Annotated in this window: 19 protein-coding genes and 3 tRNA genes; 9 read left to right on the top strand and 13 right to left on the bottom strand. The window is 70.3% G+C overall.

Going from position 1 to position 21,435, the window contains the following annotated elements; all coding sequences use genetic code 11:
* Positions 1 to 111: 111 nt before the first annotated feature.
* The 3 genes from ACZ4EF_RS11685 to leuC form a co-directional block, all read right to left on the bottom strand.
* A complete protein-coding gene (locus tag ACZ4EF_RS11685) occupies positions 112 to 336 on the bottom strand; it encodes an SCO5555 family protein (RefSeq protein ID WP_188284977.1) in 225 nt (74 codons plus the stop codon).
* Between the two features lie 220 nt (positions 337 to 556).
* Entirely contained in the window at positions 557 to 1,162 is a 606-nt protein-coding gene (gene leuD / locus ACZ4EF_RS11680; protein ID WP_467504062.1) for a 3-isopropylmalate dehydratase small subunit, read from the bottom strand.
* A 6-nt stretch (positions 1,163 to 1,168) separates the two neighbouring features.
* A complete protein-coding gene (leuC, locus tag ACZ4EF_RS11675; RefSeq protein ID WP_355349424.1) occupies positions 1,169 to 2,593 on the bottom strand; it encodes a 3-isopropylmalate dehydratase large subunit in 1,425 nt (474 codons plus the stop codon).
* Positions 2,594 to 2,776: 183 nt separating this feature from the next.
* On the opposite strand from leuC, the gene ndgR reads away from it, so the two are divergent.
* Positions 2,777 to 3,493 carry an IclR family transcriptional regulator NdgR gene (gene ndgR / locus ACZ4EF_RS11670; RefSeq protein WP_188284974.1) on the top strand — a complete coding sequence of 239 codons (717 nt, stop codon included), beginning with the start codon at positions 2,777 to 2,779 and terminating at the stop codon, positions 3,491 to 3,493.
* 155 nt (positions 3,494 to 3,648) lie between these two features.
* Here ndgR and ACZ4EF_RS11665 read toward each other — a convergent pair.
* The 6 genes from ACZ4EF_RS11665 to ACZ4EF_RS11640 all read right to left on the bottom strand — a co-directional run bounded on the left by ACZ4EF_RS11665 (position 3,649) and on the right by ACZ4EF_RS11640 (position 5,837).
* A tRNA-Glu gene (locus ACZ4EF_RS11665) sits at positions 3,649 to 3,721 on the bottom strand.
* Between the two features lie 61 nt (positions 3,722 to 3,782).
* Positions 3,783 to 3,855, bottom strand: a tRNA-Glu gene (locus ACZ4EF_RS11660).
* A gap of 27 nt (positions 3,856 to 3,882) precedes the next feature.
* Positions 3,883 to 3,954, bottom strand: a tRNA-Gln gene (locus ACZ4EF_RS11655).
* Between the two features lie 86 nt (positions 3,955 to 4,040).
* Positions 4,041 to 4,760 (bottom strand): HAD family hydrolase, encoded by a 720-nt coding sequence (locus ACZ4EF_RS11650; RefSeq protein ID WP_401722926.1) that lies wholly within the window; start codon positions 4,758 to 4,760, stop codon positions 4,041 to 4,043.
* Between the two features lie 22 nt (positions 4,761 to 4,782).
* Positions 4,783 to 5,598 (bottom strand): fumarylacetoacetate hydrolase family protein, encoded by an 816-nt coding sequence (locus ACZ4EF_RS11645; protein ID WP_355349418.1) that lies wholly within the window; start codon positions 5,596 to 5,598, stop codon positions 4,783 to 4,785.
* 35 nt (positions 5,599 to 5,633) lie between these two features.
* Complete coding sequence (locus ACZ4EF_RS11640; protein ID WP_188284971.1) at positions 5,634 to 5,837, bottom strand: hypothetical protein; 204 nt, start codon at positions 5,835 to 5,837, stop codon at positions 5,634 to 5,636.
* Between the two features lie 580 nt (positions 5,838 to 6,417).
* Here ACZ4EF_RS11640 and ACZ4EF_RS11635 point away from each other — a divergent pair.
* The 8 genes from ACZ4EF_RS11635 (at position 6,418) to ACZ4EF_RS11600 (ending at position 17,299) form a co-directional block, all read left to right on the top strand.
* The gene (locus tag ACZ4EF_RS11635) at positions 6,418 to 10,539 is read left to right on the top strand and encodes a sensor histidine kinase (RefSeq protein WP_467504059.1); all 4,122 of its coding nucleotides are present in this window, start codon (positions 6,418 to 6,420) and stop codon (positions 10,537 to 10,539) included.
* Positions 10,540 to 10,548: 9 nt separating this feature from the next.
* Positions 10,549 to 10,962 carry a roadblock/LC7 domain-containing protein gene (locus ACZ4EF_RS11630; protein ID WP_317452960.1) on the top strand — a complete coding sequence of 138 codons (414 nt, stop codon included), beginning with the start codon at positions 10,549 to 10,551 and terminating at the stop codon, positions 10,960 to 10,962.
* A 73-nt stretch (positions 10,963 to 11,035) separates the two neighbouring features.
* Positions 11,036 to 11,443: a DUF742 domain-containing protein gene (locus ACZ4EF_RS11625; protein WP_093717892.1), complete on the top strand. Its 408-nt coding sequence runs from the start codon at positions 11,036 to 11,038 to the stop codon at positions 11,441 to 11,443.
* Entirely contained in the window at positions 11,424 to 12,032 is a 609-nt protein-coding gene (locus ACZ4EF_RS11620; RefSeq protein WP_391050368.1) for a GTP-binding protein, read from the top strand. The genes ACZ4EF_RS11625 and ACZ4EF_RS11620 overlap by 20 nt, the downstream gene beginning before the upstream one ends.
* A 489-nt stretch (positions 12,033 to 12,521) precedes the next feature.
* Positions 12,522 to 15,623 (top strand): sensor histidine kinase, encoded by a 3,102-nt coding sequence (locus ACZ4EF_RS11615; protein WP_391050369.1) that lies wholly within the window; start codon positions 12,522 to 12,524, stop codon positions 15,621 to 15,623.
* A gap of 9 nt (positions 15,624 to 15,632) precedes the next feature.
* Positions 15,633 to 16,046, top strand: a complete 414-nt coding sequence (locus ACZ4EF_RS11610; protein ID WP_033173109.1) for a roadblock/LC7 domain-containing protein — start codon at positions 15,633 to 15,635, stop codon at positions 16,044 to 16,046.
* A 94-nt stretch (positions 16,047 to 16,140) separates the two neighbouring features.
* Positions 16,141 to 16,719, top strand: coding sequence for a DUF742 domain-containing protein (locus ACZ4EF_RS11605; protein ID WP_391050370.1), 579 nt, complete (start codon positions 16,141 to 16,143; stop codon positions 16,717 to 16,719).
* Positions 16,700 to 17,299 carry a GTP-binding protein gene (locus tag ACZ4EF_RS11600; RefSeq protein ID WP_355349403.1) on the top strand — a complete coding sequence of 200 codons (600 nt, stop codon included), beginning with the start codon at positions 16,700 to 16,702 and terminating at the stop codon, positions 17,297 to 17,299. Before ACZ4EF_RS11605 ends, ACZ4EF_RS11600 begins: the two co-directional genes overlap by 20 nt.
* A 102-nt stretch (positions 17,300 to 17,401) precedes the next feature.
* Here the strand turns inward: ACZ4EF_RS11600 and ACZ4EF_RS11595 are convergent, their stop codons facing one another.
* The 4 genes from ACZ4EF_RS11595 to ACZ4EF_RS11580 all read right to left on the bottom strand — a co-directional run bounded on the left by ACZ4EF_RS11595 (position 17,402) and on the right by ACZ4EF_RS11580 (position 21,362).
* Positions 17,402 to 17,623, bottom strand: coding sequence for an acyl-CoA carboxylase epsilon subunit (locus ACZ4EF_RS11595; protein ID WP_355349400.1), 222 nt, complete (start codon positions 17,621 to 17,623; stop codon positions 17,402 to 17,404).
* 2 nt (positions 17,624 to 17,625) lie between these two features.
* Positions 17,626 to 19,209, bottom strand: a complete 1,584-nt coding sequence (locus ACZ4EF_RS11590; RefSeq protein ID WP_355349397.1) for an acyl-CoA carboxylase subunit beta — start codon at positions 19,207 to 19,209, stop codon at positions 17,626 to 17,628.
* A 168-nt stretch (positions 19,210 to 19,377) separates the two neighbouring features.
* A complete protein-coding gene (locus ACZ4EF_RS11585; protein ID WP_467504056.1) occupies positions 19,378 to 20,247 on the bottom strand; it encodes an HpcH/HpaI aldolase/citrate lyase family protein in 870 nt (289 codons plus the stop codon).
* The gene (locus tag ACZ4EF_RS11580; RefSeq protein WP_467504054.1) at positions 20,244 to 21,362 is read right to left on the bottom strand and encodes an HpcH/HpaI aldolase/citrate lyase family protein; all 1,119 of its coding nucleotides are present in this window, start codon (positions 21,360 to 21,362) and stop codon (positions 20,244 to 20,246) included. The genes ACZ4EF_RS11585 and ACZ4EF_RS11580 overlap by 4 nt, the downstream gene beginning before the upstream one ends.
* Between the last annotated feature and the right edge of the window lie 73 nt (positions 21,363 to 21,435).

The raw sequence follows: 21,435 nt of genomic DNA, 5'->3' as shown, positions 1-21,435 counted from the left end.
CCCGGCGAATGAGTGCGGGCTTTTTCGCACGCTAGGCGGATATATACCGCAAATCAAATACGAAACGGGCGAATCACCCTTGTGCCGCAACGAACTCGGTGCTCTACGGGATCAGCGATCCGGGATTCCGAGGTCGTCCAACTCAGCCGTTAACACGTCCAGGCGCCGTGCCGCGTCGGCGAGATCGTGCTTCGCCACAGCGGTCACCGCGAGCAGCCGGCGACTCAACTCCCGCCGTGTCCCATCAGGGACTTCGGGATTCGCGACGCGCAGATGCGCCTGCTTCAGACGCGCGGCGAGAACCCCGTAGAGCTGGAGTTGGCCGTCGCGTTCCATGCGTCGATTGTGCCATCTGCGGCGAGTTGTCGGGAGCGACAGGGCCAACCGGGTGTTCCGGGCCGTTTTCCGGACACTCCTGGACCGCCCGGACGGACCCTCCTGGGCCGCCCCCACGGGCACTTCGGGACCGGCCCAGACATCGCCCGGACACGCAGAAGCGCCCTCTGCGGACGGGCAGAGGGCGCTTCTTGGGGCCGAACAGGGCCGAACGGGTCGGTCAGACCTGCACGGTGCTCGGCTTGAAGGACGGGCGGCCGGCTTCGAACGCCGAGATGTCGGCCTCGTTGGCGAGGGTCAGACTGATGTCGTCCAGCCCTTCCAGCAGCCGCCAGCGGGCGTTGTCGTCCAGCTCGAACGGCTCGGTCAGCGACACACCGGGGCCCTCGGCGCGCACCTCGCGGGCCACCAGGTCGACGGTGATCTCGGCCTGCGGGTCGGCCTCGACCAGCTTCCAGAGCGATTCCACCGTCTCCTGCGGCAATACGACCGTGAGCAGGCCGTTCTTCAGCGAATTGCCGCGGAAGATGTCCGCGAAGCGGGACGAGATCACGGTCTTGAAGCCGTAGTTCTGCAAGGCCCAGACCGCGTGTTCGCGCGACGAACCGGTGCCGAAGTCGGGTCCGGCGACGAGCACGGTGGCGCCCTGCCGCTCGGGGGCGTTGAGGACGAAGTTCTCGTCCTTGCGCCAGGCTTCGAACAGGCCGTCCTCGAATCCGTTGCGCGTGACCTTCTTCAGCCAGTGCGCGGGGATGATCTGGTCGGTGTCCACATTGCCGCGGCGCAGCGGTACGGCCCGGCCGGTGTGCGTGGTGAAGGCTTCCATGGGGGCTCAGACCTCCGTCAGGACAGGGGCGTCGGACAGGTCGGCGGGCGAGGCGAGGTGGCCGAGCACCGCGGTGGCGGCGGCCACCTGCGGCGAGACCAGGTGCGTACGGCCGCCCTTGCCCTGCCGTCCCTCGAAGTTGCGGTTCGAGGTGGACGCGGAGCGCTCGCCGGGGGCGAGTTGGTCCGGGTTCATACCCAGGCACATCGAGCAACCCGCGTGCCGCCATTCGGCGCCGGCGGCGGTGAACACCTTGTCCAGGCCCTCCTCGACGGCCTGCAACGCGACCCGTACGGAGCCCGGCACGACCAGCATGCGGACGCCGTCGGCCACCTTGCGGCCCTCGACGACCGACGCGGCGGCCCGCAGGTCCTCGATCCGGCCGTTGGTGCAGGAGCCGACGAAGACGGTGTCCACGGCGACCTCGCGCAGCGGCTGGCCCGCGGACAGGCCCATGTACTCCAGCGCCTTCTCGGCGGAGAGCCGGTCGCCGGGGTCGGCGAAGGACGCCGGGTCCGGCACGGCCGCGCTCAGCGGCGCGCCCTGGCCGGGGTTGGTGCCCCAGGTGACGAACGGCGCCAGGGTGGCGGCGTCGATCCGCACCTCGTGGTCGAAGACCGCGTCGTCGTCGGTGCGCAGCGTCTTCCAGTACGCCACCGCCGCGTCCCAGTCCGCGCCCTTGGGGGCGTGCACGCGCCCTTCCAGGTAGTCGAACGTGGTCTGGTCGGGGGCGATCATGCCGGCCCGCGCGCCCGCCTCGATCGACATGTTGCAGACGGTCATCCGCGATTCCATCGACAGCTTCTCGATGGCGGAGCCGCGGTATTCGATGACATAGCCCTGGCCGCCGCCGGTGCCGATCTGCGTGATCACGGCGAGGATCAGGTCCTTGGCGGTGACGCCGGGGGGCAGTTCGCCGTCCACGGTGATCGCCATCGTCTTGAACGGCGCGAGCGGCAGCGTCTGGGTGGCCAGCACGTGTTCGACCTGGGAGGTGCCGATGCCGAACGCCAGCGCGCCGAAGGCGCCGTGCGTGGAGGTGTGCGAGTCGCCGCAGACCACGGTGGTGCCCGGCTGGGTCAGCCCGAGCTGCGGGCCCACCACGTGGACGACGCCCTGCTCGACGTCGCCCAGCGGGTGCAGCCGCACGCCGAACTCCGCGCAGTTCTTGCGCAGCGTTTCGAGCTGGGTGCGGGAGACCGGGTCGGCGATGGGCTTGTCGATGTCGAGGGTGGGGGTGTTGTGGTCCTCGGTGGCGATGGTGAGGTCGGTACGCCGCACCGGTCGGCCGTTCATCCGCAGCCCGTCGAACGCCTGGGGGCTGGTCACCTCGTGGAGCAGGTGAAGATCGATGAAGAGCAGATCGGGCTCGCCCTCGACGCGGCGGACGACATGGTCGTCCCAGACTTTTTCCGCGAGTGTCCTACCCATCGCTGTCCCTCCGGCCCGCACCCTCGCGGGCCAACTCGTGTGTGGTGCACGTGTATGCCGGACGCCGTCGGTTCCCCTGGTGTCTCCGCGGGAGCACGGCGGTCCTGCCCTGTGCCCCCAGCCTGACGGCTTCCCCGGAAAATTGAGCTTGCGTTTCACAGTGTGAGACGCGAATATCGTTGCATGGACAATTCTAGCGGCGTCGGCGTTCTCGACAAGGCGGCTCTGGTGCTCAGCGCACTGGAGTCGGGACCGGCCACCCTGGCCGGCCTCGTCGGCGCCACGGGCCTGGCCCGCCCCACCGCGCACCGCCTGGCGGTCGCGCTCGAACACCACCGCATGGTGGCCCGCGACATGCAGGGCCGCTTCATCCTGGGACCGCGGCTGTCGGAGTTGGCCGCCGCCGCGGGCGAGGACCGGCTGCTGGCGACGGCGGGCCCGGTCCTGACCCACCTGCGGGACGTCACGGGAGAAAGTGCCCAGCTCTACCGCCGTCAGGGCGACATGCGCATCTGCGTGGCCGCGGCGGAGCGCCTTTCCGGCCTGCGGGACACCGTGCCGGTCGGCTCCACGCTCCCGATGAAGGCCGGGTCCGCCGCGCAGGTCCTGATGGCCTGGGAGGAGCCCGAGCGGCTGCACCGCGGCCTCCAGGGCGCGCGCTTCACCGCCACCGCGCTGTCGGGCGTACGCCGCCGCGGCTGGTCGCAGTCGATCGGCGAGCGGGAGCCCGGGGTCGCCTCGGTGTCCGCGCCCGTCCGCGGCCCCTCCAACCGCGTGGTCGCCGCCGTCTCCGTCTCGGGACCGATCGAGCGGCTGACCCGGCACCCGGGCCGGATGCACGCGCAGGCCGTCATCGACGCCGCGGCCCGGCTGAGCGAGGCGCTGCGCCGCAGCGGCTGAACCGTCCTCGGCAGGGGCCGCCGGTGCGCGAACGCCCCTGCCCGGTACGGCGGTTGGCCCGTGGGAGAGGACGACGGCCGGGAACGGCGGCCGGAAACGAAAAAGGCCCCCACCTGAGTGAGGACCTCGGCCGTACCGTTACTTCTCTGCTTGCGTACCCCCGACCGGATTCGAACCGGCGCTACCGCCTTGAGAGGGCGGCGTGCTAGGCCGCTACACAACGGGGGCCCTAGCGATCCTGCATCATGACCAACGGGTGCGACCCAGGTGATCACGCGAGAAGGATCTGTACCCCCGACCGGATTCGAACCGGCGCTACCGCCTTGAGAGGGCGGCGTGCTAGGCCGCTACACAACGGGGGCTCGCACTGCAATGCACTGAACTATGCGCTGGGGTACCAGGACTCGAACCTAGAACAACTGAACCAGAATCAGCCGTGTTGCCAATTACACCATACCCCATCAAAACGCAACCCCTTGCGGGATTGTGCTTGGATCACGCCCCCCTGCCGGACCTTTCGGCCCTCTCGGGCGGCGCAGGAAGAACATTACCCGATGCGGGACACCGCTCCAAAACGAGTATCGCCGCGCAGCAGGTCAGCAAGCTCGGCGAGACCGGTGATGCGGGTGAGGTCGGGACGGGAGCCGAGGTCGTGGCGGTCCAGCCAGATGCCGACCAGGCCCGCGTCGGCCGCGCCGCGGGCGTCGATGTCCGGCTCGTTGCCCACGTACGCGACCTCGTGCGGCTCCAGGGACAGCGCCTCGCAGGCCGCGTGGAAGGCCGCGGCGGCGGGCTTGGAGACCCCCAGCTCCGCGGCGCACAGCAGCACCTCGAAGCGGTCCCGTACGCCCAGCGCGCGCAGCTTGCGGTCCTGTACGACGAAGGCGGAGTTGGACAGCACCGCGTGCCGGTAGTGGGGGGTGAGGCCGTCCAGGGCGGGTACGGCGTCGGGGAAGAGGGACCAAGCGGCCTCGTAGTGCGTGCGGTGGCGGTCGAACCACTCCTCGGCCTCCGCGTCCGTCAGCGGCAGCCCCAGGAAGTCGCGCACGCGGTCCCTGCGCTGCGCCTCGAAGTCGCACTCCCCCGCCGAGAACCGCGCCCAGTGGAGCTCGGTCAGCTCGGCCCAGCGCAGCACGGCGGCGTCCACGCTCCCGCACCCGTCCGGCAGTCCCTCGACGGCCAGATGGGCCCGCAGGCCGACGCGGTCGGCGCTCGCGTAGTCGAAGATCGTGTCGTCGATGTCCCAGAGAACCGCTCGTATCGGCATAACGCCCAGGGTACGAAGCGGGTCAGCTCCGCGCGACGACCTTGTTGGTCAGGGTGCCGATGCCCTCGACCGTCACGGAGACCTCGTCACCCGGCCGGATCGGGCCGACGCCCGCGGGGGTGCCGGTGAGCAGCACGTCACCGGGGAGCAGCGTCATCGCCTCGGTGATGTTGACGATCAGGTCCTCGATCGAGTTGATCATCTGCGCGGTGCGGCCCGCCTGGCGCAGCTCGCCGTTGACCGTCGCGGTGATGGCGAGGTCGGAGGGGTCGAGGTCGGTCTCGATCCAGGGGCCGAGCGGGCAGGAGGAGTCGAAGCCCTTGGCGCGCGCCCACTGCTTCTCGGTCCGCTGGGTGTCGCGGGCCGTCACGTCGTTGGCGCAGGTGTAGCCGAGGATGACGTCGCGGACCCGCTCGCGCGGCACCTCGCGGCACAACCGGCTGATGACGACGGCCAGTTCGGCCTCGTGGTGCACCTCCTGCGAGAAGGAGGGGTACACGATCGGGTCGCCGTGGCCGATCACGGAGGTGGAGGGCTTGAAGAAGGCCCAGGGCGCCGTCGGCACCTCGTGGCCCAACTCCTTCGCGTGGTCCGCGTAGTTGCGGCCGATGGCGACGACCTTGTTCGGCAGCACGGGCGGCAGCAGCCGCACCTTGTCGAGCGGGACCCGCGTACCGGACAGCTCGAAGTCCGCGAAGGGGATGCCCTTCATGATGTTGATGACGAGGCCGTCGTGGCCGGCTGTTCCGCCGTCGCCTTCGCCGCCGTCGGTGCCTTCGGCCGCTTCGACAGCCCCAAAGGCGACATTGCCGTCGATCGAGAACCTCGCGATACGCATGGGCCCAGCTTAGTGGCCGGGCCCATACGCGCCGATCAGGCGGTGGGCAGCTCGTGCAGGACGGTGCGGCGCGGGTTCGCGGTGACCTGCGGCAGGGGCTCGGCGACGGCCTGCTCGGCGGTCGTGGCGGCTTCGGTGTCCGACGCGGCGGGGACCCCGAGTTCAGCGGCGTCCTTGAGGTGCGCGAGGGTGGTGCGGCGCGGGTTCGCGATCGGACGGAACAGCATGGTGGTCTTCATCGGCCGTGTGGACCTCGGTGACTCGGGGCGCCCGCAGGGCGCGGGTTGACAGAAAACCGCGATGTGTAAAGCACCAGGCTAGTGCGGCCCTTTCCCGGAACAACGTGGCCCAGACATGCACCAGGCTGTGATTTTGCTCACTAAGTGAGTCGCAAAGCAGGCATTGCGCGCATCCGACCGGCAGACTCAAACCGGTCAAGTCCCACACAGTCGTACGATTCAGCTGTCATCGACCCGGCTGGGACAGCGAGTGACTCGTGCGAACAGGGGGGTGCTAGGTCCGGAATCCCCCGCTTTCACCACATCAAATGTCAACACTCAGTGCTTGGCCCGACGCGACGAGTAACGGATTCCAACAGGTCGGCTACGGCCCTTGTTGGGAGATCCAGCACTGTGCTGGAATTCCCCGGACCGCCGCATCACATCGAGCCGGCGCGCAGGGGGCGCGTTCGAGCACCGAGCGGTGGTGAAGGGCATCAATCGGCCTCCTCGCAACCCGGGGCGGCCTGAGCCCCCATGACTCGACACCGTCCTGTCCGCTTCATCGCGGGGGACGCCTGGTCCAGAGGTTGCGACGCTAGTGCAGGGACGTTTCAAGAGGGACAGCGGCGCTGCGGGCGACCCGGAGCAGCAGCCCGGCGGGACCGGCAACGGCCCGACACCGCAGCAGGCGGGTGACTCGGCGAGCACTGCGCCGGGCACGACGGCTGCCACCGGACGACCGAGCACGCCCAGCGGCATCGAGGCGGGCAAGATCACCGGTCTCGCGGGCAAGCCGGGGCCCCGAATAGCCATGCGCAACTGGCGCATCAGCACCAGACTCGTCTCCCTGCTCGCCCTCCCGGTGGTCACGGCCACCGTCCTGGGCGGCATGCGCATCAACAGCTCGCTGGACAACATCAACCAGCTCGAGCACATGAAGACGCTGACCGACATCACCGAGCACGCGACGCAGCTCGCCGCCGCGCTCCAGGAGGAACGGGACAGCTCGGCCGGACCGCTGTCGTCCGGCGACAAGACCAACGACGCGGTGGAGGCCTCCCGGCAGGCCACCGACCGCGAGTACAAGCAGTATCTGAACGCCAGCGACAACGTCTCCGAGCGCGACCCGGTCTTCTCCGGCGTCCGCGCCACCCTGCTGGCGATCGGCACCCAGCTCGCCAACCTGGCGGAGATCCGCGACGAGGCGTACACCTCGACCTCCACCATCTCGCAGACGGTCTCGCAGTACGACGACCTGGTGCAGTCCCTGCTCTCGCTGTCCCAGGACATGGCGCAGGCGACCAACAACCCCGAGATGATCCAGAGCACCCGCGCGCTGGCCGCCTTCTCCTCCGCCAAGGAGTACGAGTCGATCCAGCGCGCGGTGATCAGCGCCGCGCTCGCCACCGGCGGCAAGCTGAACGCCAACGACTACCAGTCGGTGAAGTACGGCGCCGCGAACGAGGACACCGCGCTCACCCGGTTCCAGAAGATCTACGGACCCAAGAGCGCGGCGCTGCTGACCCCGATCGAGGGCGGCAACCTCACGATCAGCGCGCACGACACCACGCGCCAGCGCATCGCCGCCTCGCAGAACGCGATCACCAAGATCGACAGCTCGTACCTCGACTGGGACGACGCGGCCAAGACCAAGATCCAGGCGATGAGCCAGATCGAGCGGTCGCTGCTCAACGAGATGCAGCAGAAGGCCCTCAAGCTGCAGAGCGAGGCCAAGCAGTCCGCGCTGATCTCCGGCGCGATCATCCTGCTGGTCCTCGGCGTCGCCGTGGTCGGCGCCTTCATCGTGGCCCGCTCGATGATCCGGTCGCTGCGCAGGCTCCAGCAGACCGCCAACGACGTGGCCCAGAAGCGGCTGCCCGAGCTGGTCAAGCAGCTCTCCGAGACCGACCCGCAGGACGTCGACACCTCGGTCGAGTCGATCGGCATCAACAGCCGCGACGAGATCGGCCAGGTGGCGCGGGCCTTCGACGAGGTCCACAGCGAGGCCGTACGACTCGCCGCCGAGCAGGCCCTCCTGCGAGGGAACGTCAACGCGATGTTCACCAACCTCTCGCGCCGCAGCCAGGGCCTCATCCAGCGTCAGCTCTCGCTCATCTCCGAACTGGAGTCCCGCGAGGCCGACCCGGACCAGCTCTCCTCGCTCTTCAAGCTCGACCACCTCGCGACCCGCATGCGCCGCAACGGTGAGAATCTGCTGGTCCTCGCCGGTGAGGAGCCGGGCCGCCGGTGGACCCGCCCGGTCCCGCTGGTCGACGTGCTGCGCGCCGCCGCGTCCGAGGTGGAGCAGTACGAGCGGATCGAACTGACGTCGGTACCGTCGGCCGAGGTCACCGGCCGTATCGTCAACGACCTCGTCCACCTGCTCGCCGAGCTGCTGGAGAACGCGACGTCGTTCTCCTCGCCGCAGACCAAGGTGAAGGTCACCGGTCACTCGCTGCCGGACGGCCGGGTGCTGATCGAGATCCACGACACCGGTATCGGCCTGTCGCCCGAGGACCTCGCGGACATCAACGAGCGGCTGGCGAACCCGCCGACGGTGGACGTCTCCGTCTCCCGCCGCATGGGTCTGTTCGTGGTCGGCCGCCTGTCCCTGCGGCACGGCATCCGGATCCAGCTCCGCCCGTCCGACTCCGGCGGTACGACCGCGCTGGTCATGCTGCCCGTGGACGTCACGCAGGGCGGCCGTAACCCCAAGAACATCGGCCAGATGGGCGGCGGGCGCCCCGCGGGCGCTCCCCCGGCCGCCGCGGGCTCCGGCATCGCCGGCGCGTTCGGCAACTCGCCCAACTCCGCGCCGGTCAACCGGCCGCCGCAGCGCACCCCGGTCGCGGGCGGCCAGCAGCGTCCGGCGCTGAGCCCCGGAGCGGGCCGTCCCGGCGGTCCCCCGCAGCAGGGCGGCACGCCGCGCTGGGCGCAGGACCAGAACGGCGGCCAGCAGGGCTTCCCCGACGACCGCGGTCTCCAGGACACCCCGCGCGGCCACGAGGACGTCGAGGCGGCCTCCGCCTTCGACGCTCCCGGACAGGGCCCGCGCGGCGACTTCCAGCAGCCCGGTGGCGCCTTCGGCCGTCCCCCCGGCGGCGGTCAGGACTTCGGCCAGGGCGGCCAGGGCGGTCAGCAGGGCGGCCAGAACTTCGGCGGCCGGCAGGGCGGTCAGCAAGGCGGCCAGCAGAGCGGACAGCAGCAGCCGGGCCAGTTCCCGCCGCCGCAGCCGCAGAGCACCGGCCCCTCCGGCTTCCGTTCCGACGTGTTCGGCGGTCGCTCGGGCCCCGCGCCGCGGCAGAACGGCCCCGCTGACACCGCGCAGTTCCCGCCGGTCCGCGACGACGACTTCGCACCGACCGGCCAGGGCAACCAGAGCCAGGGCGGCCAGGGTCAGGGCAACCAGGGCAACCAGGGCGGCGGTCGCGGCACCAGCGACACCGGGCAGTTCCCGGTGCAGGGCGGCCCCCACCCGGGCCTGCCGCAGCGCGGCGCCCGCAGCCCCGAAGAGACGTACAGCACGGGCCAGTTCGCGATGCCCGGCCAGCCGCAGGGCGGCCAGGGCCAGGGCGGTCCCGGCGACACGGCGCAGTTCCCGGCCGTGCAGGCCGACGGCACCGGCGAGTTCCGGATGCCCGGCCAGCAGCCGCAGGCCCGTCCGGGCCAGGGCGGTCAGCAGGGACAGGGCGGTCAGCCCGGTCAGCAGCAGGGCTTCCCCGGCAGCAACCAGTACCAGGGCCCGCCCCCCAGCGGCCCGCGCCCCGACGCCTTCCCCGGCCAGGGTCTGCCGCAGCGCGGCGGCCCCCAGCAGGGCAACGGCGGCCAGGGCTACGACCAGAACCAGCAGCAGTACCAGGACCCGTACGGGACCGGGCAGTTCCCCGTGCAGCCGCAGCAGCCGCAGCAGGGCAACACCGGTCAGTACCCGGTCCAGCAGCCGATGCAGAGCCCGCAGCAGCCCCAGGCGCCGCAGCCTCAGCAGCAGCCCCAGCAGCCCGCCGAGCCGATGGCGCTGCCCCCGGCCCCGACCCGCGGGGACGAGCCGACGCCGATCTTCTCGTCGATCGAGTCGGACTGGTTCCGCACCGGCCAGGCCGAGCGGATGCAGCAGATCCACGTGGAGCAGAGCGCGCGCGGCCAGGAGGCCCCGCCGGTCCGCCCGGTGGGCCGTACGGCTCCGCCCGCGGCCCCGCAGCGGTTCCGCCCGCAGCGCCCCGGCACGACGGCGCCCGGTGTCGCCAATGGCAACGGCAATGGAAACGGCAACGGCGGCAACGGCGGGAACGGCAACGGGAACGGCGTCCAGCGCCCCGGCGGCGGTCAGCAGCAGCCCGTACAGGCGCCGCCCGCCTCCGTGCCCGCTTCGGCGCAGTACCAGGGCCAGGCTCCCGCCGCTCCGGTGGCGCAGCCGCTGCCCAGGGAGACCCCGAACTGGCGGACCTCGCCCAACGACGCGCTGCGTCAGCGGGCCGAGCAGATCCGCGAACCTTCGGCCGGCGGGGTCACTCCGTCGGGGCTGCCGCGCCGGGTGCCGAGGGCCAACCTCGTCGCCGGTGGCGCGGCGCCGCAGCAAGCGCCGCAGGGCGGCCCGCAGATCTCGCGGGCGCCCGACGACGTACGCGGACGTCTGACCAACCTCCGCCGTGGTATCCAGCAGGGCCGCGAGGCCGGGGGCAACACCGACGGCCGTGGTTTCGGTACGAATCAGGAGCGTTAGTTGAGTGCGATGAGCCAGGCGGCACAGAACCTGAACTGGTTGATCACCAACTTCGTGGACAACACCCCCGGGGTGTCCCACACGGTGGTGGTCTCCGCCGACGGCCTGCTGCTCGCGATGTCCGACGGATTCCCCCGCGACCGCGCCGACCAGCTCGCCGCCGTCGCCTCCGGGCTGACCTCCCTCACGGCCGGGGCGTCCCGGATCTTCGAGGGCGGCGCGGTCAACCAGACCGTGGTGGAGATGGAGCGCGGCTTCCTCTTCATCATGTCGGTCTCCGAGGGTTCCTCCATCGCCGTGCTGGCGCACCCCGAGTGCGACATCGGCCTGGTCGGCTACGAAATGGCCCTGCTCGTCGACCGAGCGGGCACCGTCCTCACCCCGGATCTCCGTGCAGAGCTCCAGGGCAGCCTCATGCACTGAACCATCCGTCTCCCCCCATGTTTTTCCGTACTTCCCGCACCGCGACAGCACTGCCCGGACACGGAGGACCCTCATGACCCCGCCACCCGCTTCGCCGGGCCCGTACGGCGCGTCCCACCACGCGCCGTACGGGGTGGAAGGCGATCAGCCGCTGGTTCGGCCGTACGCCATGACAGGTGGCCGCACTCGGCCCCGCTACCAGCTCGCCATCGAGGCGCTGGTCAGCACGACCGCCGACCCGGGGCAGTACGCGGGGCTGCTGCCGGAACACCAGCGGATCTGCCATCTCACGCGCGAGATCAAGTCGGTCGCGGAGATCTCCGCTCTGCTCGCCATCCCGCTCGGTGTGGCCAGGATTCTTGTGGCCGACCTCGCCGAGGCCGGCATGGTCGCCATCCATCAGCCGGGCAGCGGCGAGGCGGGCGGCCAGCCTGATGTGACACTGCTTGAGAGGGTGCTCAGTGGACTTCGGAAGCTCTAGGCCGCAGCCGCAGCCGGCGTACGGCGCGCAGCAATCGGTGCGGTCCACCACGTCTGCGAAGATCGTGGTGGCGGGTGGCTTCGGTGTCGGCAAGACCACGTTCGTGGGTGCCGTGTCGGAGATCAACCCGCTGCGCACCGAGGCCGTGATGACCTCGGCCTCGGCCGGGATCGACGACCTGAGCCACGTCCAGGACAAGACCACCACCACGGTGGCCATGGACTTCGGCCGTATCACCCTGGACGACGACCTGATCCTGTACCTGTTCGGGACGCCCGGCCAGGACCGTTTCTGGTTCATGTGGGACGACCTGGTGCGCGGTGCGATCGGCGCCGTGGTGCTGGTGGACACCCGCAGGCTCGCGGACTGTTTCCCGGCCGTCGACTACTTCGAGAACAGCGGCCTGCCGTTCGTCATCGCCCTCAACGGCTTCGACGGACACCAGCCGTACCGTCCGGAGGAGGTGCGCGAGGCCCTCCAGATCGGGCCCGAGGCACCGATCATCACGACCGACGCCCGCCATCGCGGCGAGGCGAAGAGCGCGCTGATCACGCTGGTCGAGCACGCGCTGCTTGCCCGGCTGAAGTAGCGGGCAGGCTCGGAAGAAGGCTCAACAGACAGGCGCCAGCGGCGAGTTGCTGGTGAAAACAAGCCACGGGGACCGGCTGTGTCAGGAGACACGGCCGGTCCCCGTCTTCATAACATTTCGAGAGAGTTTCGGCGGGCGTCGAACACGGCTCGCGCTCAGCCGGTGTCGCAGCGCGTACATCTGTCATATGGTTTGACGGGGGATTTTACTTATGCCCGTTTTATCTTCGCCGTTACTGTGCCGCGTCCCATATGCCGGACGTTTGGCTGGGGCCTACATGACGTGCTGGAATTCGCAGAACCCGAGAGTAGTAACGGCCTTCGTTCGTGCCGTCGCCGAGAGGTTGTTGGTCCAGTGAGGAACACGAGGCGAGCAGAAGCGGGCCCTGCTCAGGGTCCGCGGGGGAACTTCACGCCGCCCCAACGTCCCGGGGGCGCACCCGCCATCTCGGCTCCCGAGCCGCCGGACGACCCGGGCACCCGGCTGAGCATGCGCAACTGGCGGGTCGCGACCCGCCTCAACGTCATCCTGCTGATCCCGGTCCTGGTCGCCCTCGTCTTCGGCGGCTTCCGGGTCAAGAGCTCGGTCGACACCTGGAGCCAGGCCGACGACGCCGTACGTACCGCGAATCTGGTACGCGCCGCCACGACCTACAGTCACGCACTGATCAACGAACGTGATGTCACCGCGGTTCCGCTGCTGGCGGGAAAACGTGACGATCCGGCGGTCTCCACCGCCCGCGCCGCCACCGACGAGGCGGCCCGCGAATTCGACGCCGCCGCGGCCAAGATGCCGAACGAGGCCGGGCTCAAGCGCCGGATGGCCAACTTCAGGACCGTCGAGCCGCAGCTCGCCACGCTCCGCAAGGTCGCGTACACCCGTCAGCTCTCCGGGGTGCAGACCGAGGAGTTCTACGTCAAGATCCAGCACCCGCTGTTGGAACTGGACAATGAGCTGGGTTACGGCACCAGCAATGTCACCGCCTACGGCCGCACCCTCTACGCGGTGTCACTGGCCAAGGCCGCCGAGTCCCTGACCAGGTCGATCGGCACGCACATCCTGGTGCAGAAGCCGGTCTCCGACAAGGAGCTGGCCCTCCAGAAGACCGCGCTGGGCTCGTACCAGTACCTCCAGGGCATCTCGGTCGCGGAGTACAACGGCAGCGGTACGGCCGCGGACGTGCAGCGGCTGAAGGACGCGCAGGCCGCCGCGGAGAAGAAGGGCACCGACCTGATCGGCGAGGCGCAGCGCAAGGCGGAGGCCGCGCACACGGCGTTCGTCGTACCGCCGGACCTGCCGAAGATGGTCACCGAGATCGCCACGCCGGGGAAGACCGTCGCGCAGCTGCGCGCCGAGGGCATCACGCCCGAGTCGTACTTCGCCGCCTCCACGCTCTCCTTCGACGCGTACCACACGGTCGAGAACTCGCTGGCCGACCAGGCCGCCGCCGACGCCTCGACGATCGCGTCGAACGCCAAGCGGGACGCGATCGTGAACTCCGCGATCGTGATCGTGGCGCTGATCCTGGCCTTCATCGTGGCGGGCATGATGGCCCGCTCGATGAGCCGGGCGATGCGGCGGCTGCGCGGCGCGGCCTTCGAGATCGCCGAGACGCGGCTGCCGTCGATGGTCGACCAGCTCTCGCGGACCGACCCGGGCCGGGTGGACACCACCGTGGCGCCGATCCCGATCAACAGCCAGGACGAGATCGGCGAGGTCGCGCGCGCCTTCGACCAGGTGCACCGCGAGGCCGTGCGGCTCGCCGCGGAGCAGGCGCTGCTGCGGGGCAACGTCAACGCGATCTTCACCAACCTCTCGCAGCGCAACCAGGGCCTCATCCAGCGCCAGCTCACCCTGATCACCGAGCTGGAGAACAACGAGGCCGACCCCGACCAGCTCGAGCACCTCTTCCAGATGGACCACCTCGCCACCCGCATGCGCCGCAACGGCGAGAATCTGCTCGTCCTCGCGGGTGAGGAGCCGGGCAGGCAGTGGAATCAGCCGATTCCGCTGGTCGACGTGCTCCGCGCCGCCGCGTCCGAGGTGGAGGCGTACGACCGTATAGAGCTGGTCGGCATCCCGGAGACGGACATCCACGGCAGCGCCGTGACCGACCTGGTGCACCTGCTGGCCGAGCTGCTGGAGAACGCGACGACGTTCTCCTCGCCGCAGACCAAGGTGCGGGTGACCGCGACCCGGCTGCCGGACGGCCGGGTGATGGTGGAGATCCACGACAAGGGCATCGGCCTGACCGCCGAGGACTTCGCCGACATCAACCACAAGCTGGCCGACCCGCCGACGGTCGATGTGGAGATCGCCAAGCGGATGGGCCTGTTCGTGGTCGGGCGGCTGTCCGACCGGCACGGCATCCGGGTGCAGCTCAGGCCGTCGGGCGAGCAGGCGGGTACGACCTCACTGGTGATGCTGCCCGAGCCGATCACCCACGGCGGTGGCGGCGAGGCCCTGCTGCCGGAGGACGACGAGCGCGACTTCACCGTCTCGCGGATCGTGCCCGAGCAGTCGGTGCAGGACGTCGGCCACATGCCGACCGCGGCCGAGCTGGGCTTCGACGACTCGCGTTACGAGACCGCCGACGGTACGGCGGCGCCGACGCTCGACCCGGTGGGCCGGTCGCTGGTCCGCGAGGAGCGCCGCGCCCAGCTCGAAGCGGCCACGTCGGACCGCCAGGGCGACGAGCCCGGCTTCCCGGAGCAGAACGGTTTCCCCGGACAGGGCGGCTACCCGGAGCAGGCGGAGCAGAACGGCTACCCGGAGCAGGGCCGGCAGGCGCAGCCCGCGTACGACCCGAGCTTCGACCCCGGCTATCAGCAGCAGACCTACGAGCAGGGCTTCCAGTCCGGTTACGAGCAGCAGGGCTACCAGGGGAACGGTTTCCCCGAGAGCGCGCGGGCCTTCGACGACGGCGCGGTGCCGGGGTACGGGCAGGGCGCTCAGCAGGGCTATGACCAGGGCGTCCCGCAGGGCTTCGACCAGGGATTCGACCAGCCCTACGACCCCGCGTACGGCCAGAGCTTCCAGCCGGAGTTCACCGGTTACCAGGCCCCGTCGCAGGAGTGGCCGGTTCCGGAGCCCCCGCAGGAGCCCGAGCCGCGGGCGGACGTAACGGAATCCGCTCCGCCGCTCCCCCAGCGGCCGTCCGAGAGCGTAGGCTCCCCTTCGCTGACGGACGCGGGTTTGCCGCGCCGTGACCGCCAGCGGCCGGAACCACCTCAGGAACAGCCTGCCCAGGAGGCTCCAGAGCCCCGGCAGCACCGGGAACCGGAGCCGACGACCGAATGGCGGTCGACGAATGACGAGAACTGGCACCGGGCCGAGCAGGTCCGCGAGCCCAAGGCGGGCGGGGTCACCCCCTCGGGCCTGCCCCGACGGGTGCCCAAGGCCAATCTGGTCCCGGGTACCGCGGCGCAGACCCCGCAGGGCGGCCCACAGGTCTCCCGCGCCCCCGAGGACGTACGCGGCAGGTTGAGTAACCTGCGGCGTGGCGTCCAGAAGGGACGCACTGCTGGAACTGATACGAACGGACAGGCCACCGAGCACCCATTCGGCGGCCCCCAGAACCAGGAGCGCTAGTTGAGTCCGATGAGCCAGGCGGCACAGAACCTGAACTGGTTGATCACCAACTTCGTGGACAACACCCCCGGGGTGTCCCACACGGTGGTGGTCTCCGCCGACGGCCTGCTGCTCGCGATGTCCGACGGATTCCCCCGCGACCGCGCCGACCAGCTCGCCGCCGTCGCCTCCGGGCTGACGTCGCTCACCGCCGGGGCCTCCCGCATCTTCGAGGGCGGCTCCGTCAACCAGACCGTGGTGGAGATGGAGCGCGGCTTCCTCTTCATCATGTCCGTCTCCGACGGATCCTCGCTGGCCGTACTGGCGCACCCCGAGTGCGACATCGGCCTGGTCGGCTACGAAATGGCCCTGCTCGTCGACCGAGCGGGCACCGTCCTCACCCCGGACCTGCGGGCCGAGCTTCAGGGCAGCCTGCTCAACTAGCTCGAACAGCGTCAACAAAGCGAAGGGCAGCGGTCGTCCGAGTACCAGCCGGGTACTCGGACGGGGGATCGCAGCCGTATCAGGAGGAGGACTCGTGAGCACGTCCCCCGGTGGAGACCCGTACGGCAGCCAGCATCAGCCGCCCCTCAACCCCTACAACTTCCCCTCGGCGCCCTCTCCGGAGCCCGAGCCGCAGTACCGGCAACCGCGTATCCAGCCCTACGCGCCGCCGCAGGGCCCCCGCCACGGCGGCGGCAGCGGCGGTCACGGGGGCGGCGGCAGTTACGGGAACGGCGGTGGGAGCGGCGGCGCGAGCAAGCGGCCCCCCGCCCCTTCCGGGCTCGTGCGCCCTTACGCGATGACCGGCGGCCGTACCAGGCCGCGTTACCAGCTCGCCATAGAGGCGCTGGTCAGTACCACCGCCGACCCCGAGCGACTGCGTGGGCAGTTGCCGGAACACCAGCGGATCTGCCTGCTCTGCCGGGAGATCAAGTCGATCGCGGAGATCTCCGCTCTGCTGACGATTCCGCTCGGTGTGGTCCGGATTCTCGTGGCCGACCTGGCTGAGGCCGGACTGGTCCAGATCCACCAGCCCGGCGGCGACGAGTCCTCGGGCGGACAGCCAGCCGTGACATTGCTTGAAAGGGTGCTCAGTGGACTTCGGAAGCTCTAGCGGGGGCTCCAGCGGGGGCGATACGGTCCGCCGGTCGACCACGTCTGCGAAGATCGTGGTGGCCGGCGGGTTCGGCGTGGGCAAGACCACGTTCGTCGGGGCCGTGTCGGAGATCAATCCGTTGCGCACCGAAGCAGTGATGACGTCCGCGTCGGCCGGGATCGACGATCTGACGCACGCGCCGGACAAGACCACGACGACCGTGGCGATGGACTTCGGCCGCATCACGCTCGACGAGGATCTGATCCTCTATCTGTTCGGGACGCCGGGGCAGGACCGTTTCTGGTTCATGTGGGACGACCTGGTGCGCGGCGCGATCGGCGCGATCGTGCTGGTCGACACGCGGCGCCTGGCGGACTGCTTCCCGGCCGTCGACTACTTCGAGAACAGCGGCCTGCCGTTCGTCATCGCCCTCAACGGCTTCGACGGACACCAGCCGTACGGTCCCGAGGAGGTCCGCGAGGCCCTCCAGATCGGGCCCGAGGCCCCCATCATCACGACGGACGCGCGCAACCGCGGCGACGCCAAGAGCGCGCTCATCACGCTGGTCGAGCACGCCCTGATGGCGCGGCTGCGGTAGGCGCCGGGTCCCCTCTCCCGTAACGGCTTCGGGCCCCACCGCGAAAGCGGTGGGGCCCGAAGCCGTCGTGGGTCGCGCCGGGCGGCCCGTGGAAGGTGCGGCTCAGCCCTGCCAGGAGTGCGGGGCGCGGAAGCCGGGGGTGCGCTCCAGGCGGCGCCAGCCGGCCGTGGAGCGGCGCTTGGGGGTGTCGGCGGCCTCGGGGGCGTCACCGGCGGCGGCACGCGCCAGCAGGATGGCGGTGAGCGCGGCCAGCTCCTCAGGAGCGGCGTGCCCCTTCTCGACGCGCACGAGGGAATCGGCGGGAGTGCTCAAGGTGGTCTCCATGACTACTGGGGCGGGTTGCCGTGCTTGCGCGACGGCAGGTCCGCGTGCTTGGTGCGGAGCATCGCCAGCGAGCTGATCAGCACCGCGCGGGTGTCCGCGGGGTCGATCACGTCGTCGACGAGGCCGCGCTCGGCCGCGTAGTACGGGTGCATCAGCTCGGACTTGTACTCCTTGACCATGCGCGTCCGCATCGCCTCGGGGTCGTCGGCCTCCGCGATCTGGCGGCGGAAGATGACGTTGGCGGCGCCTTCCGCTCCCATCACCGCAATCTCGTTGGTGGGCCAGGCGTAGGTCAGGTCGGCGCCGATGGACTGCGAGTCCATGACGATGTACGCGCCGCCGTACGCCTTGCGCAGGATGATCGAGATGCGCGGCACGGTGGCGTTGCAGTACGCGTACAGCAGCTTCGCGCCGTGCCGGATGATGCCGCCGTGCTCCTGGGAGACGCCGGGCAGGAAGCCCGGCACGTCCAGCAGCGTGACCAGCGGGATGTTGAAGGCGTCGCACATCTGGACGAAGCGGGCGGCCTTCTCGGACGCCTCGATGTCCAGCACACCGGCCAGCGACATCGGCTGGTTGGCGATGATGCCGACCACCTGTCCGTCGAGCCGGGACAGCGCGCAGATGATGTTGGTCGCCCAGCGCTCGTGGATCTCCAGGAACTCGCCCTCGTCGACGATCTCCTCGATGACCTTGCGCATGTCGTAACCGCGGCTGCCGTCGGCCGGCACCAGGTCGAGCAGGACGTCGCCGCGCCGGTCGGCCGGGTCGTGGCTCTCGACGGCGGGCGGGTTCTCGCGGTTGTTCTGCGGGAGCAGCGAGAGCAGGTAGCGCACCTCTTCGAGGCAGGTCTGCTCGTCGTCGTACGCGAAGTGCGAGACGCCGGAGACCTCGGAGTGGACGTCGGCGCCGCCGAGCCCGTTCTGCGTGATCTTCTCGCCGGTCACGGCCTGGACGACGTCGGGACCGGTGATGAACATCTGCGAGGTCTCGCGGACCATGAACACGAAGTCCGTGAGCGCCGGGCTGTACGCCGCGCCGCCCGCGCACGGGCCGAGCATCACCGAGATCTGCGGGATCACGCCCGACGCCTTGGTGTTGCGCTGGAAGATGCCGCCGTATCCGGCGAGCGCCGAGACGCCCTCCTGGATGCGGGCCCCGGCACCGTCGTTGAGGGAGATCAGGGGCGCGCCGGCCGAGATGGCCATGTCCATGATCTTGTGGATCTTGGTGGCGTGCGCTTCGCCGAGCGCGCCGCCGAAGATCCGGAAGTCGTGGGCGTAGACGAAGACCGTACGGCCGTGGACGGTGCCCCAGCCGGTGATGACGCCGTCGGTGTAGGGCCGCTTGGCTTCGAGACCGAAGCCGACCGCACGGTGCCGCCGCAGCGGTTCCACCTCGCGGAAGCTGTCCTCGTCGAGCAGCAGATCGATCCGCTCGCGGGCGGTGAGCTTGCCCTTGGCCTTCTGGGCCTCGGTCGCCCGCTCGCTCGGCCCGCGACGGACCTGCTCGCGGATGGCGAGCAGATCGGCTACGCGACCGCGGGCGTCGTTCACGTCCGCAGGCACCTCTTGCGATGTGGTCATGCCTCGACAGTACGAGCGGGAACCGAATAACGGGCCATCTACTTCGTACAGTGTCCGTCCGCACTTCATGGTGGATCCCAACAGAAGCGCATGCGGGCGGGGCCCCGCCGCCGGTCGGCCGGGCCCCGCTTCTTGTCGCTTTTTGCCCGTCCTTGACGGGCATTCGGGTCAGCGTCCGGCGACGGCCTCGGCCAGGGTGAGGACCCTGCGGGCCTCTTCCACGTGCAGATTCTCGATCATCCTGCCGTCCACGGTGACCACGCCTCGCCCCTGTGACGTGGCCTCTTCGAAGGCTTCGACGATCCGGCGGGACCTGTCGATCTCCTCCTGCGCGGGGGCGAAGATCCGGTTGCACGGTTCGAGCTGCGTGGGGTGGATCAGCGTTTTGCCGTCGAAGCCGAGCTGCCTGGCTTGTCGGGTCTCGGCTTCGAAGCCGGGCAGATCACGTACGTCGTTGTAGACACCGTCCAAGACGGCCTTGCCGCTGGCGCGGGCCGCGAGCAGGGCGAGCGACAGACCGGTGAGCAGCGGGGCCCTGCCCGGTACGTGCTCGGCGCGCAGTTCCTTGGCGAGGTCGTTGGTGCCCATGACGAGGACGGTGAGCCGCGGGGAGGCCGCCGCGATGGCCGCGGCGGCGAAGACGGCCCGCGGGGTCTCGATCATCGCCCAGATCGCGGTGCGGTCCGGGGCCCCGGCCCTCACCAGGGCCTCCTCGACCTCCCGTACGGTCTCCGGGGAGTCGACCTTCGGTACGACGACGGCGTCCGGGGCCGCTTCCGCCGCGGCCTTCACGTCGTCGGCGTGCCAGGGGGTGCCGGGCGCGTTGACCCGGACGGTCACCTCGCGGTAGCCGTACTCGCCGCTCGCCGCGGCCTCGGCGACGCGCTTGCGGGCGTCGGCCTTGGCGTCGGGGGCGACGGAGTCCTCCAGGTCGAGGATGAGGGCGTCGGTGGGGAGGGTCTTGGCCTTCTCCAGGGCGCGGTCGTTGGCGCCGGGCATGTAGAGGACGGAGCGGCGGGGGGTGATCCGGTCGTTCATCGGGTGTCCTCCTTCTCGGCCTGCTCGGCCTTCTCCACTTGCTCGGCCTTCTCCGCCTTCTCCGCCTTCTCCGCCGCCGCGTAGGCGTCGGCCAGCTCCGGGTCGCGGGCGGCGAGGGCGTCCGCCAGTTCCGACACCACCAGGCACTGCTTGTACGTGGCGTCGTCCTGCATCTTGCCGTCGATCATCACCGCGCCCGTACCGTCGCCCATGGCGTCGATCACCCGGCGCGCCCAGGCCACGTCCTCGGGGGCGGGCGAGAAGACCCGCTTGGCGACCGCGATCTGCACCGGGTGCAGCGACCACGCGCCGACGCACCCGAGCAGGAAGGCGTTGCGGAACTGGTCCTCGCAGGCCGTCACGTCCTGGATGTCCCCGAAGGGGCCGTAGTACGGCAGAATCCCGTGCGCGGCGCAGGCATCGACCATTCGGGCGATCGTGTAGTGCCACAGGTCCTGCTGGTACGTCGCCCGGGGCGCGCCGTCGCCCTTCGGGTCCTCCCGCACCAGGTAGCCGGGGTGTCCCCCGCCGACCCTGGTGGTCTTCATCCGGCGGCTCGCGGCGAGGTCGGCCGGCCCGAGCGACAGCCCCTGCATCCGGGGGCTCGCGCCCGCGATCTCCTCCACATTGGCCACGCCGGTCGCCGTCTCCAGGATCGCGTGCACCAGGATCGGCCGTTCGACGTGTGCCTTGGCCTCGAGCTGCGCCAGCAGCCGGTCCACGTAGTGGATGTCCGCCGCGCCCTCCACCTTCGGCACCATGATGACGTCGAGGCGGTCGCCGATCTCCGTCACCAGCGTCAGCAGGTCGTCCAGCGCCCACGGCGAGTCCAGGCTGTTGATCCGCGTCCACAACTGCGTGTCGCCGAAGTCGTTCGCCTTCGCGACCGCCACCAGGCCCTCGCGCGCCACCACCTTGCGGTCCGCCTGTACGGCGTCCTCCAGATTGCCCAGCAGCACGTCGACCTGCGGCGCCAGCGTCGGCACCTTCGCCGCCATCTTCTCGTTGCCGGGATCAAAGAAGTGGATCATCCGCGAGGGCCGGAACGGCACCTCCCGCACGGGGGCCGGTGCCCCCACGGCCAACGGCCGAAAGAAGTCCTTCGCCGAGCGCATTCCATCTCCCGTTTCATCGATCGAGGGTGGGGAGCCTACGTCTGTGCCCGCACGTATGAGCCCGCCCGCGCCC

The organism is Streptomyces sp. NPDC025721 (assembly GCF_055558595.1).
Note: the sequence above shows the minus strand (reverse complement) of the source record. Positions and strands in the feature narration are given on the sequence as shown.